Below are 12,697 nucleotides of genomic sequence, written 5' to 3'. Positions count from 1 at the left end.
ATGAGCGACACCCTCGTCGCCTTCGACGATGTGCTGGCGGCGTACGACCCGGCGCTCGGCCTGGAGGTCCACGTCGAGCTGAACACCGCCTCGAAGATGTTCTGCGGCTGCCCGACCGAGTTCGGCGCCGAGCCGAACACCCAGGTCTGCCCGACCTGCCTGGGCCTGCCGGGCGCGATGCCGGTCGTGAACGGCAAGGCCGTCGAGTCCGCGATCCGGATCGGGCTGGCGCTGAACTGCCAGATCGCGGAGTGGTGCCGGTTCGCGCGGAAGAACTACTTCTACCCGGACATGCCGAAGAACTTCCAGACCTCGCAGTACGACGAGCCGATCTGCTTCGAGGGCTGGATGGACGTCGAGGTCGGCGACGGTGAGACCTTCCGGGTCGAGATCGAGCGCGCCCACATGGAGGAGGACACCGGCAAGTCGCTCCACGTGGGCGGCGCCACCGGCCGCATCCACGGCGCCGACCACTCGCTGGTCGACTACAACCGCGCCGGCATCCCGCTCATCGAGATCGTCACCAAGCCGATCGTCGGCGCCGGCGCGAAGGCCCCCGAGGTCGCGCGCGCCTACGTCGCCCAGCTGCGCGACCTGATCGTCGCGCTCGGCGTCTCCGACGCCCGGATGGACCAGGGCTCGATCCGCGCCGACGTCAACCTGTCCCTGTCCCCGAAGGGCTCCGGCGTGTTGGGGACCCGCACCGAGACCAAGAACGTGAACTCGCTGCGGTCGGTCGAGCGGGCCGTGCGCTACGAGATGTCGCGGCACGCCGCCGTCCTGGGCGCGGGCGAGAAGGTCCTCCAGGAGACCCGGCACTGGCACGAGGACACCGGCGTCACCACGAGCGGGCGGGAGAAGTCCGACGCGGAGGACTACCGCTACTTCCCCGAGCCCGACCTCGTGCCGGTCGCGCCGTCGCGCGAGTGGGTCGAGGAGCTGCGGGGGACGCTCCCGGAGAACCCCACCGCCCGCCGCGCCCGGCTGCAGGCCGACTGGGGCTTCACCGACCTCGAGATGCGGGACACCGTCGGTGCCGGCGCGCTGGATGCCATCGAGCTGACGATCGCCGCCGGCACGTCTCCCCAGGCCGCCCGCAAGTGGTGGCTGGGCGAGCTCGCCCGGCGGGCCAACGAGCAGGGCGTGGAGGTCACCGCGCTCGCGGTCACCCCGGCCGACGTGGCCCGGGTGCAGGCGCTGGTCGACGAGGGCACGCTCAACGACAAGCTGGCGCGGCAGGTGTTCGACGGCCTGTTCGCCGGCGAGGGCACGCCCGACGAGATCGTGGCCTCTCGCGGTCTCGCCATCGTCTCCGACGACGGTGCCCTGTCGACGGCCGTCGACAACGCGATCGCCGCCAACCCCGACGTCGCCGACAAGATCCGCGACGGCAAGGTGGCGGCCGCCGGCGCGCTCATCGGCGCGGTGATGAAGGAGATGCGCGGGCAGGCCGACGCCGGGCGGGTCCGCGAGCTGATCCTCGAGAAGCTGCAGTAGCCCCGACCCGGGCCGAGCGGGGTTTGTCACACCCGCCGGCGGGGTCGGTCGCCCGTCGCAGCGGGTTATGCTGCGCCGGCACGCCCACCAACAACTCGATACCGTTCACGCCCGCACACGGGGGAAGCCGGTCCAAGTCCGGCGCTGTCCCGCAACCGTAGGCACCCGGCCCACCGTGGCCGGGGCGAGCCGGAGCACCCGGTGCGTCGCGTCCCGAACACGCGCTGTCGTGGAAAGCAGCTGCGGGAAGGAACAACCATGCGACTCCGCTCGCGACGCACCGCCACCTTGCTGGCGGTCCCCACCCTCGTCCTCGGCGGGCTGACCCTCACGGGCCCGTCCGCGTCCGCCGACCCGGTCGTGCCCGCGACCGCGGTGTCGGCACGCACCTGGCTGACCGGTCAGCTGCAGGACGGTCTCATCCTGAGCCCCTACGACGACCCCGACGGCAACCCCTACCCCGACTACGGGCTGACCATCGACGTCGCGCTCGCGGCGCATGCCGTCGACCCGTCGGGACCGGTCGTCGGCGAGGTCAGCGCCGCGATCGCCGACCACCTGGATGCCTACCTCACCCCGGGCGGCGGCACCGACCTGGCCGCAGGTGGCGTGGCCAAGGCGCTGGTGCTGGCACAGACGGCCGGCGCGGACACCTCTTCCTACGGCGGGCACGACCTGGTCACCGATCTCGAGGGCCGCGTCGCCACGGAGGGGGCCCTGGCCGGCCGCATCCAGGACCAGTGGCACGAGGTGGACCAGTACTCCGGTGACTTCGCCAACGTGATCGGCCAGGCCTTCGCCGCCCAGGGCCTCGACGAGGCAGGCAGCAGCGACACCGACGAGGTGACCGACTTCCTCCTCCAGCAGCAGTGCGCCGCGGGCTACTTCCGCCAGTACTTCGCGGCCGCGGACGCCGCCGACCAGACCTGCGACGGCGGCGACGGCAAGCCCAGCGTCGACACCACCGCCATCGTGGTCCGCGCCCTCCAGTCCCAGACCGACGACACCGACGTCGCCGCGCGCGTCGATGACGCGGTCGCCTGGCTGCTGACCCAGCAGCGGGGGAACGGCGGGTTCGGCTCGGACGCCGACATCCCGACGGCGAACGCCAACAGCACCGGCGTCGCGGCGTACGCCCTCGCGATCACCGGGCACCCGACGGCGGCCGGGCGGGCTGCTGCCTGGCTGCGCGCCCACCAGGCGGCGAACGTCGGGACCTGCCGCCCCTTCGGTGCGGCGGACCGCGGCGCGGTGCTCTACGACGACGCCGCCCGCACGGCGGGACTCGCCGGGCCCATGGACGACCAGCTCGTCTACCAGTCGGCTCGCGCCACCGCGGACGCCCTTCCCGGGCTGCTGGCAACACCGGCGGGTCCGGGTGACCCGAACGTGCTCTACGCGCCCGGCTACGTGCACACCGGCAGCCGGACCCAGGTCGGCGTCAACGACGCCACGCCCGGCGCGCCCCTGTGCGCGGTGCTCGGCGCGCAGCGGGTGCTCCGCTGGGCGAACCCCGCCGGCGACGCGCACCTGCCGCTGGGGGTCCCGGCCCGTGCGGGCACCTACACCGCGACGGTGTCGGACGCGAGCGGTGCCGTCGGCACCGCGCGGATCCGGGCGCTCGGGGCGAAGAAGCTCTCCCTCTCGGTCAAGGAGCGGGTCCACGCCGGTGGCACCCAGGTGGTCAAGGTCCGCGGCCTGGCCGCCGGCGAGCAGGGGTCGGTGGTCGTCAGGTGGCCGGCCGGCCGGGGCGGTGCGGCGGGCTCCGGGGCCGCTGGGCAGGCCAACGGCAAGGGCGTCCTGCGGGTCGCCTTCCCCGTCCCGAAGAAGGTGTCCGGCCGGGCCACGGTGCGCGCGCACGGTCAGTTCCGCGACCGCGCGGGTCGCACGTCCTTCACCGTGACCCGCTGACGTGCGACGTCTCGTCACGCGACTCCTCGCCGCGTCCGCCCTGGCCGCGGCGGGGTACGCCGTTGCGCCCGTCGCCCCGGCGGCCGCGGCGGGGTGCACGGCCGACCACGGGGTCACCGTCGTCGCGGACTTCCACCAGCTCGGGGGCGGCGTGCAGACAGTGTGCGTCCCGGACGGGGGCGGTGACACGGCGGCCGCACTCTTCCCGGCGGCCGGGTTCACCCTCAGCTATGTCCAGCGGCAGCCCGGCTTCGTCTGCCAGGTCTCGGGCAAGCCGGCGGACAGCTCCTGCGTGAACACCCCGCCCGCGGACGCCTACTGGGGCCTCTTCTGGTCCGACGGCGAGTCGGGCGGCTGGACCTACGCCACGGCCGGGGCGGGGGGCCAGCACGTGCCGGACGGGGGCTACGTCGGCTTCTCCTGGCAGGGCAGCGACACCCGCAGCCCGCCGGGCTACCGGCCGGCCCCGCACCCCAGTGCCGCGCCGACCCCGACGGCCCAGCCGACGCACGCCCCGACGCGTGCACCCGGTCACGGCGGTCCGTCGGGCGGGGCGGCCGGGCCGCCGTCGACGGACGCGAGCCCGTCGGCCACCGGGTCGGCCACCGGGTCGGCCACGGCGTCGGACCCAGCATCCTCGACAGCCGTCCCCGGCGGGCCGTCGTCCCGGCGGGCCCACCACCGCGGTGGAGCGGCGGCCGGCTCGGCCTCAGCCACGCCCCCGGCGACCCCCGACGCGGAGGTCCCGGCGGATCCGGCCTCGTCCGCCGACGTGGCGCCGGCCGCCGCCGAGGCGGCCGAGCCCGACCACGGCCTGCCTGCCTGGGTCGCGCCGGCGGTGGTGGCAGCACTCCTGGCCGCGGCCGGGGCGGCGGCCGTCGTGCGTCGGAGGCGGGCCGCGCCGTGAGCCTCGCGACGGGCGACCGCCTCGCACGCGACCTGCACCCGGTCGCGTGGTGGGTCTGGGCGCTCGGGCTCGCCGTGGCGGCCTCGTTCACCACCAACCCGATGGTGCTGCTGATGCTGGTCGGTGTCGCGGCGCTGGTGGTCTCGTTGCGACGCTCGGACCAGCCGTGGGGTCGGTCGTTCCGGCTCTACGTCGGTCTGGGCGCCGTCATCGTCGCGGTCCGGGTGACCTTCTGGGTGGTCTTCGGGGGCTGGTCCGGCGGCCGGGTGCTGCTCGACCTCCCGGAGGTCCCGCTCCCGGCGTGGGTCGCCGGCATCACGCTGCTCGGACCGCTCTACGCCCAGGCCCTGCTGTTCGCGCTCTACGACGGCCTCCGGCTGGCGACGATCGTGATCTGTGTCGGTGCCGCCAACTCGCTGGCCAACCCCAAGCGGCTGCTGCGCTCGGTCCCGCCGGCGCTCTACGAGATCGGTACCGCACTCGTCGTCGCCGTGACCGTGCTCCCGCAGCTGGCCGAGAGCGCCCGCCGGGTCCGGGCCGCCCAGTCGCTGCGGGCGGGCGAGACCGGGCGGGTGCGGTCGATGCGCCGGCTGCTGGTCCCGGTCCTCGAGGACGCCCTGGAGCACTCACTCGCCCTCGCCGCCGGCATGGACGCCCGCGGCTACGGCCGGGCCGGCGGCGCGAGCCGGGCGCAGCGGCGTACCACCGGCGCGCTGATGCTGGCGGGGCTCTGCGGGATCTGCGTGGGCACCTACGCCGTCCTGGACACCACGGCACCGCGGTTGCTCGCGCTGCCCATGTTGCTGCTCGGCGCCGCCACCGCGACCGCCGGGCTGCTCAGCGCGGGACGCCGGGTCGACCGGACCCGCTACCGCCCTGACCCGTGGCGGTGGCCCGAGGTCGCGGTCGTCGTCTCCGGCGTGGTCACCGGTGCGCTCGGCTGGTGGCTCAGCGCCCACCAGCCCGACGTGGCCTACCCGTCGCTCGACGCCCTGCCGCCGGTGAGCGGCGCCGGCCTGGTGCTGGCAGCGGTCGCGCTGCTCGGTCCGCTCTGCTCCCCGCCGCCCCGGCTGACCCTGGGGGTGGCCGCGTGATCGAGCTGCGCGGCGTCACCGTCCGCTACGACGACGCCACCGACCCGGTCCTCGACGGCGTCGACCTGACCGTCGACGAGGGTGAGCTGGTGCTCGTCTCCGGCCCCACCGGCGTCGGGAAGTCGTCGCTGCTCGGGGTCGTCACCGGGCTGGTGCCGCGGTTCAGCGGCGGCGTCCTCGAGGGTGACGTCCTGCTGGACGGCGTGAGCATCGTGCGGACGCCGCCCCGCGACCGGGCGCACGTGATCGGGTACGTCGGACAGGACCCGGCCGCCGGCTTCGTCACCGACACCGTCGAGGAGGAGCTCGCCTACGGGATGGAGCAGCTCGGGCTGCCCCCGGAGACCATGCGGCGCCGCGTCGAGGAGACCCTCGACCTGCTCGGCATCGCCGACCTGCGCGCCCGCGACCTGCGTACGCTGTCGGGCGGTCAGCAGCAGCGGGTCGCGATCGGCTCGGTACTCACCATGCACCCACGGCTGCTGGTGCTCGACGAGCCCACCTCGGCCCTCGACCCGACGGCTGCCGAGGAGGTGCTGGCGACCCTGACCCGGCTCGTGCACGACCTCGGCGTCTCGGTGCTGCTCGCCGAGCACCGGCTGGAGCGGGTCGTGCCGTTCGCGGACCGGATGTGCCTGATGACCGGTGCGGGGCAGGTGCACGTGGGGGAGCCGGGCGAGCTGCTCGTCGACTCGCCGGTCGTGCCTCCGCTGGTCGAGCTGGGCCGGGTCGCCGGCTGGCACCCGCTGCCGCTCAGCGTGCGCGACGCCCGCCGCCGCGCCCGCGGTCTCGCCGAGCGGATGCGCCCCCCGCTCGAGCCGGCCGTCGCGGCCGAGCCGTCGGTCGTCGTACGCGACCTGACCGTCGCGCACGGCCGGTCCGTGGCGCTGCGCGAGGTCGGCCTGGCCCTGGGGACCGGGCGGGTGACCGCCCTGATGGGGCGCAACGGGGCCGGCAAGTCCTCCCTGCTCTGGGCCCTGCAGGGCAGCGGCCGCAGGTCGGGTGGCTCGGTCGACGTCGACGGCACGGACCCGGCCGGACTCGCGCCCGCGCAGCGACGGGCGCTGGTGGGGCTGGTGCCGCAGAACGCCGCCGACCTGCTCTACCTCGAGACCGTCGCGGAGGAGTGCGCCGCCGCCGACAGCGGGTCCGGCGACTCCCGGACGCTGCTCGACCGGCTCGCCCCCGGCATCCCCGACGGGCAGCACCCGCGCGACCTCTCCGAGGGGCAACGGCTCGCGCTGGCCCTCTCCCTCGTGCTCGCCAGCCGGCCGCGGATCCTGCTGCTCGACGAGCCGACCCGCGGGCTCGACTACACCGCCAAGCGCGTCCTCGCCGGGGTGCTGCGCGGGCTCGCCGCAGACGGGCACACGGTGCTGGTCGCCACCCACGACGTGGAGTTCGTCGCGCAGGCCGCCGACGACGTCGTGGTGCTCGCCGACGGCGACGTCGTGTCCTCGGGTCCGGTCCGCCGTGTGGTGGCCGAGTCGCCGTCGTTCGCGCCGCAGGTCACCAAGGTCCTCGGCCCGCCGTGGCTGCGGGTCGACGAGGTGGCCCGCGAGCTCGCCCGGCTGGACGCGTCGTGAGCGTGCCGCACCGGGTCGCCGCCGTCCGGGTCTCGCCCCGCTCGGCCCTGGTGCTGGTCGTGGCGTCGGCGGCCGGGGTGGCGATGCTGTGCTGGCCGCTGCTGCTCCGCGTGCACGGCAGCACGCGGGTGGACCCGCCCTTCCTCTTCCTCGCCCTGCTCCCGGTCGTCCTCGCGGTCGTGCTCGCCGAGCTCAACGAGGGCGGGCTCGACCCGCGGGTGCTCGCCGTCCTCGGGGTGCTCAGCGCCGTCAACGCCGTGCTGCGCAGCGTCTCGCCCGGGACCGGCGGCATCGAGCTGACGTTCTTCGTGCTCATCCTGGCCGGCCGGGTCTTCGGCCCGGGGTTCGGCTTCGTGCTGGGCTGCACGTCCCTGTTCGCCTCCGCCCTCCTCACCGCGGGCGTCGGACCCTGGCTGCCCTTCCAGATGCTGTGCGCCGCGTGGGTCGGCATGGGGGCCGGGCTGCTGCCGCGCCGACTCACCGGCCGCAGCGAGCTGTTCCTGCTGGCGGCGTACGGCGTCGTCTCGGCCTACCTCTACGGCCTGTTCATGAACCTGTCCGGGTGGCCGTTCGTCGCGGGCATCGCGGTCGAGGGGCACGAGGGCTCGCTGTCCTACGTCGCCGGCGCGCCGGTGCTGGACAACCTGCACACGTTCGTCGTCTACACCCTGCTCACCTCGACCGGCAGCTGGGACACGGCCCGGGCGATCACCAACGCCGTCGCGATCCTGGTGCTCGGGCCGGCCATCCTCACGACCCTGCGGCGCGCGGCCCGGCGGGCGACCGTGACCGGGGTCGTCACGGGCCAGGAAGGCTAGGGCCGCACCAGCAGGATCCGGTCGTCGCCGGGCCGGGGCTCGCCACGGCCGTCGCGGTTGCTGGTGGAGACCCACAGGTTGCCGTCGGGGGCGACGACGACGGTGCGCATCCGGCCGTACCGCCCGACGAAGTAGTCGACCGGGTGGACCGCGTGGTCGCCGTGCACGTCGACGCGCCACAGCCGCTCACCGCGCAGGGCGGCCATCCACAGGTGGCCGTCGAGGTAGGCCAGCCCCGAGGGGGAGGCGTCGTCGGTGTCCCAGACGACCTGCGGGTTGGTGAGTCCCGCTCCGTCACCGCGGCCCTCGACCATCGGCCAGCCGTAGTTGCGGCCCTTCTCGATGAGGTTGAGCTCGTCGTAGGTGTCCTGTCCGAACTCCGAGGCCCACAGCCGGCCGTCGTCGTCGAAGGCGAGGCCCTGGACGTTGCGGTGGCCGTAGGACCAGATCTGGGAGCCCGGGAACGGGTTGCCCGGCGCCGGCCTGCCGTCGGTGGTCATCCGCAGGACCTTGCCGGCCAGGGTGCTCCGGTCCTGGGCCAGGTCGGGCTGCCCGGTCTCGCCGGTCGAGGCGTACAGGTAGCCGTCCGGGCCGAACACCAGCCGGCCGCCGTCGTGGATGAAGCCGTTGGGGATGCCGTCGAGGACCACCGACGTCGGCCCGAGCCGGCCGTCGTCCAGGCGGGCCCGGACGATCCGGTTGTCCGAGGCGGTGCTGAGGTAGAAGTAGAGGAGGTGGTCCTGGGCGAAGTCGGGGGAGACCGCCACGCCGAGCAGCCCGGCCTCGCCGCCCTGGTCGCCCAGCGGCACGGCCGCGCTGATCGTGCCGGCCTCGCGGACGTCGTACGCCGGCGGGCTCAGGACGAGCACGCGACGGGTGTCGCGCTCCGTGACGACCGCGTCACCGTTCGGCAGGAAGCCGATGCCCCACGGAGCCGCCAGGCCGGTGGCGATCGTCCCCAGCACCTTCGGCGGGCCGTCGTCGACGGAGGGCGTGTTGTCGCCGACCGGCTTGGAGGGCGAGGGCGTCGCGGACGACGGCGGTGCCGAGGACGTCGGGCTCGCGGTGATGGTGTCCCCGGGGGCCGACGTGCCGGCGTCACTGCTGCAGGCCCCGGCCAGGGCGGTCGCGAGCAGCGCGACCCCGACAGTGGCGGCCCGGACGGCAGGACGTCGCATGTCACCCGACCCTATGCAGGAACTCCAACAGCTGCCGGTGGACCTCGTCGGGGTGCTCCATCTGGAGGAAGTGGCTGCCCCGGAGCTCGGTGTAGGTGGCGTCGGCCATCCGGGCCGCGGCCGAGCGCATCGCGCGGTGCCCGGCGAGCAGGTCCCACCGGCCCGCGACGAACGCCGCCGGCACCCGGACCCGGCTCAGGCGGATCCGCGGGTGGCGCGAGGTGTGGAGGGCGACGTGGAAGTACCACTCGACGGGCGTCTGGAGGAACGCCGACACCGCCCGCCGGGCCAGCTCGGGATCGGCCACGGGCAGCATGAAGCCGCTGTGGCTGACGACATCGATGGCGCGGCGGCCCACCGGGAGCCGGGTCGTCACCGGGCTGATCAGGTGCCCCGCCGCGTTGAGCGCCTTCGCGGCGCCGACCGTCATCGTGCGCGCGGCCAGCGGCGGCACCCGCAGCGGGCCGAGCATCGTGGCGAAGGTGTCTCCCGGGACGCCGGCGACCGCGAAGATGCCGGCGACCCGCTCGGGGTGCTCGACCGCGATCTCGAACGCGGTGTTGACGCCCATCGACCACCCGACCAGCACCGCCCGCTCGAGGCCGAAGTGGTCCATGACCGACAGCCCGTCCTCGGCGAACGCCTCGATGCCGACGTGGTCGAGGTCCGCGGGTCGCGCCGAGCCGCCGGTGCCACGGTGGTTCCAGGACACGACCCGGACGTCGCAGGCCGGGTCGAGGAACGCCGGCCAGGCGTACGGGCTGGTGCCCAGGCCGTTGCAGAGCAGGACCGTCGGCCCGTCGAGCACGCCGTCGGCATCGTTGGTCCAGGCCCGCAGCCGGGTGCCGTCGTCGGACAGCACGTCGTGGTAGGCGAGGCGGGGCGCGGTCGTCGTGCCGGACGGGGTGACAGGCATGGTCCCGATTCTGCCGTCCGGCCGGGGTCGTCGGGCGGAGGTGTGGCTGAGTTCACCGGCCGGCCGTGGGAGGGCGGCCGGGGCCGGTGAACTCAGCCGTGCGCAGCCTGGGCTGCCGCCTCCGCGACCGGAGTCCTGACGACAGCGGCCAGGAACTCCTCGACCTCGTCGAGCTCCGCACGCCGTTGTGCCAGAGCAGTGGAGGCGACCATGGCGTTGCGCCGGGAGCGCTGCTGCGACTCCACCGGCCAACGTCGTACCGCAGCGAGCGGGCGGCGCAGGAGGTGCGTGACGACCATCGGCTTGCTCCCCAACGTGCGGTTCCGAGAACGGGTGTGGCTCCACGCTAGGCGCCGGCCGGGTCGCCGGGGTCAACGCCGTGTGACGCTTGCGTGAACTCGGCCCCGGCGGCTTCCGGTGGTCGAGCACCCCGCGCGGGGCCTCCGGTGGTCGAGCCTGTCGAGACCCCCGCACCCGCGCGGGGGGTGACTGTCGACGTGCCGCGGGTCCGTTTGGGGGCGTGACCGAAGGGCTGGCTACGCGGGTACGGCGGGCGTCGGGCGCAGTTTCATCACGGGATGCAGGCGAAACAGCGCCTCCCGTGCTGGGCCCGCCGTGGGAGGCGCGGGTTCACCACCAGACCGTGGTGGACCTGTGACGGCTGGGGCGCCGGACTCCAGGACCCAGCAGCGGTACCACCTAGCGAGCCGCGTAGCCGAGCATCAGGTGGTCGTGGTGGCTGCCCCAGGTCAGGTCGAGCGACCAGCAGCCGGGGGAGGGGAGGTCGATGCCGGAGGGCCCAGGGGCGGGCTCGACGGTGCGGGTGACCGTCTTGCCCGTGCCGGCGAGCGTGGCGCGGATGTCCAGGGGTCCGTCGGCTGCCCCGACCCGCGCGACCCAGAGGATCTTGTTGGTCGTGCCGTCGGAGCGAGGCGGTGCGACCAGCGGGTGGTGGGTGCCCCAGACGACGGCCACCATGTCGCCGCGGTCGCCGAGGACGTACGACACCGGCTGGTCGGGCGGCGTGAACCCGGAGCGTGCCCAGGTCGGGAGCGGCTGCGGTGAGTAGTCGAGGGTGCAGGTGGCCGGGGGCGTCCCTGCCGGCACGCCGTCGGGCGCGGTGTCGGGGCCGTCCAGTGCGAGGGCCACCAGCACACCGCCCACCACCACGGCAGCGGCCGCGGCGACCAGCAGCGGTGCGGCACGCCGGCGCCGCCAGGTCGGTGGCCGCACGGGCTCCGAGGGCCGCGGGACGGCGGAGTCCGCCACCCTCCGCATCGTCGTGGCGATGAAGTCATCGGTGTCCAGGTCCGTCGGGCTGTCCATCGGGCTACCTCCCTTGATCCTCGGACTGCGCCGCGCGAGCGGCCTCGGCCGCCCGCCGCAGCGAGTCGCGTCCACGTGCCAGGTGCGTCTTCGCCGTGGCCACCCCACACCCGAGGATGTCGGCGACCTCGCCGATCGGCCGGTCCTCCAGGTAGGTCAGCGCCACCGCGACCCGCTGCCGGTGGGGCAGCGAGCGCATCGCGGCGTCGAGCCACGCGTCCAGCGCCGACGCGTCCGCTGGGGCCGCCGCCGCCCGGTCGAGAGGCTCGGCGACCAGCACCTCACGCCGACGGCGGCGCGCGTTGCGGTGCAGGTTGGCCAGGGTGGTGCGGGCGTACGCCGGCAGGTTGTCGTGGTGCGCGAGCCGGTCCCACCGGGCCGAGACGCGCGCGAGCGTCTCCTGGGTCAGGTCCCACGCGTCGTGGTCGTTGCCGCACAGCACGCGAGCGAGACCCAGCAGTCGTGTGGTCTCCACGGCGGCGAACTCGTCGAAGCCGATCTCCACGGTGGCCTGCCGCCCTCCTGTCACACCCATAGAACACATGGGGAGCCGGATCGGACTACACGCGCGCCCGATCAGTCGGGGGCGGGTGCCACGGTGCGTGCGGACCGGGTGGCACCGACCGACGCCACGACGACGCAGGCCATGGCGAGCCACTGCTCGGCGCTGAGCACCTCGCCGAGCACCACGATGCCGGCCAGGGCTGCGGCGGCCGGCTCCAGGCTCATCAGGATCGAGAACACCGAGGGCCGCAGCGAGCGCAGCGCGACCAGCTCGCAGCTGTACGGGATGACCGAGGAGAGCAGGCCAACCAGGGCGCCGAGCAGCAGGATGCGCGGGTCGAGCAGGTCGGCGCCGCCGACGGCGACCGCGGCCGGGGCGAGGGCGACCGTCGCCGCGAGGGAGGCGAGCGCCAGCCCGTCGAGGCCGGGCCAGCGTCGTCCGGTCTGCGCGCTCAGCAGGATGTACGCCGCCCAGCTGGCGCCGGCGAGGAGCGCGAACAGTACGCCGGCGAGCGTGACCGTCCCGCCGCCGCCGAGGCCGAGCAGCGCGACGCCGAGGCCGGCGAGAGCCACCCACAGGAGGTCGCGGGGGCGGCGTGACCCGACCACGGCCAGGGTCAGCGGACCGACGAACTCCAGCGTCACCGCGACGCCGAGCGGGATCCGCGCGAAGGCCTGGTAGATCGCCCAGTTCATCGTGCCGAGGGACAGCCCGAAGGCGAGGACGACCAGCCAGTCCGTCCGACTCCGACCCCGCAGCCGGGGCCGGGCGATCGCAAGCAGGACGACCGCGCTGGTCGCGAGCCGCAGCCACACCATCGTCGTGGGGTCGACCTCGTCGAAGAGCGACTTGGCGATCCCGGCGCCGAGCTGGACCGAGAGGATGCCGACGAGCACGAGCCAGACCGGCGAGGCTCCGCGGACCGATGAGTTCCGGGTAGCCACCGGGTCAACCTAACG

Annotated in this window: 12 protein-coding genes and 1 riboswitch; of the genes, 6 read left to right on the top strand and 6 right to left on the bottom strand. The window is 74.7% G+C overall.

The window, feature by feature from the left end; genetic code table 11:
• The 6 genes from gatB to ACILRH_RS14560 all read left to right on the top strand — a co-directional run bounded on the left by gatB (position 1) and on the right by ACILRH_RS14560 (position 7,813).
• On the top strand, positions 1-1,497 hold the full coding sequence (gene gatB / locus ACILRH_RS14585) for an Asp-tRNA(Asn)/Glu-tRNA(Gln) amidotransferase subunit GatB (protein ID WP_395694431.1): 1,497 nt from the start codon (positions 1-3) through the stop codon (positions 1,495-1,497).
• 120 nt (positions 1,498-1,617) lie between these two features.
• Positions 1,618-1,697, top strand: a riboswitch (cobalamin riboswitch).
• 58 nt (positions 1,698-1,755) lie between these two features.
• The gene (locus tag ACILRH_RS14580; RefSeq protein WP_395694430.1) at positions 1,756-3,408 is read left to right on the top strand and encodes a prenyltransferase/squalene oxidase repeat-containing protein; all 1,653 of its coding nucleotides are present in this window, start codon (positions 1,756-1,758) and stop codon (positions 3,406-3,408) included.
• Between the two features lies 1 nt (position 3,409).
• A complete protein-coding gene (locus ACILRH_RS14575) occupies positions 3,410-4,315 on the top strand; it encodes a hypothetical protein (RefSeq protein ID WP_395694428.1) in 906 nt (301 codons plus the stop codon).
• Positions 4,312-5,409 carry an energy-coupling factor transporter transmembrane component T gene (locus tag ACILRH_RS14570; protein ID WP_395694427.1) on the top strand — a complete coding sequence of 366 codons (1,098 nt, stop codon included), beginning with the start codon at positions 4,312-4,314 and terminating at the stop codon, positions 5,407-5,409. Before ACILRH_RS14575 ends, ACILRH_RS14570 begins: the two co-directional genes overlap by 4 nt.
• Positions 5,406-6,995 carry an ABC transporter ATP-binding protein gene (locus ACILRH_RS14565; protein ID WP_395694425.1) on the top strand — a complete coding sequence of 530 codons (1,590 nt, stop codon included), beginning with the start codon at positions 5,406-5,408 and terminating at the stop codon, positions 6,993-6,995. The genes ACILRH_RS14570 and ACILRH_RS14565 overlap by 4 nt, the downstream gene beginning before the upstream one ends.
• Entirely contained in the window at positions 6,992-7,813 is an 822-nt protein-coding gene (locus ACILRH_RS14560; RefSeq protein ID WP_395694423.1) for an ECF transporter S component, read from the top strand. The genes ACILRH_RS14565 and ACILRH_RS14560 overlap by 4 nt, the downstream gene beginning before the upstream one ends.
• Here ACILRH_RS14560 and ACILRH_RS14555 read toward each other — a convergent pair.
• The 6 genes from ACILRH_RS14555 to ACILRH_RS14530 all read right to left on the bottom strand — a co-directional run bounded on the left by ACILRH_RS14555 (position 7,810) and on the right by ACILRH_RS14530 (position 12,682).
• Positions 7,810-8,991: a PQQ-dependent sugar dehydrogenase gene (locus ACILRH_RS14555; protein ID WP_395694421.1), complete on the bottom strand. Its 1,182-nt coding sequence runs from the start codon at positions 8,989-8,991 to the stop codon at positions 7,810-7,812. The genes ACILRH_RS14560 and ACILRH_RS14555 overlap by 4 nt on opposite strands.
• Position 8,992: 1 nt before the next feature.
• Positions 8,993-9,907: an alpha/beta fold hydrolase gene (locus ACILRH_RS14550; RefSeq protein WP_395694420.1), complete on the bottom strand. Its 915-nt coding sequence runs from the start codon at positions 9,905-9,907 to the stop codon at positions 8,993-8,995.
• A 92-nt stretch (positions 9,908-9,999) separates the two neighbouring features.
• Positions 10,000-10,206 (bottom strand): hypothetical protein, encoded by a 207-nt coding sequence (locus ACILRH_RS14545; RefSeq protein ID WP_395694419.1) that lies wholly within the window; start codon positions 10,204-10,206, stop codon positions 10,000-10,002.
• Positions 10,207-10,606: 400 nt separating this feature from the next.
• Positions 10,607-11,233 carry a hypothetical protein gene (locus ACILRH_RS14540; protein WP_395694417.1) on the bottom strand — a complete coding sequence of 209 codons (627 nt, stop codon included), beginning with the start codon at positions 11,231-11,233 and terminating at the stop codon, positions 10,607-10,609.
• A gap of 4 nt (positions 11,234-11,237) precedes the next feature.
• The gene (locus ACILRH_RS14535) at positions 11,238-11,768 is read right to left on the bottom strand and encodes a sigma-70 family RNA polymerase sigma factor (protein ID WP_395694415.1); all 531 of its coding nucleotides are present in this window, start codon (positions 11,766-11,768) and stop codon (positions 11,238-11,240) included.
• A gap of 41 nt (positions 11,769-11,809) precedes the next feature.
• Positions 11,810-12,682, bottom strand: a complete 873-nt coding sequence (locus ACILRH_RS14530; RefSeq protein WP_395694413.1) for an EamA family transporter — start codon at positions 12,680-12,682, stop codon at positions 11,810-11,812.
• Positions 12,683-12,697 lie beyond the last annotated feature (15 nt).

The organism is Nocardioides sp. (assembly GCF_044226765.1).
Classification (GTDB): Bacteria; Actinomycetota; Actinomycetes; order Propionibacteriales; family Nocardioidaceae; genus Nocardioides.
The sequence above is the reverse complement of the archived record's forward strand: the minus strand, read 5'-3'. Positions and strand labels throughout refer to the sequence as shown.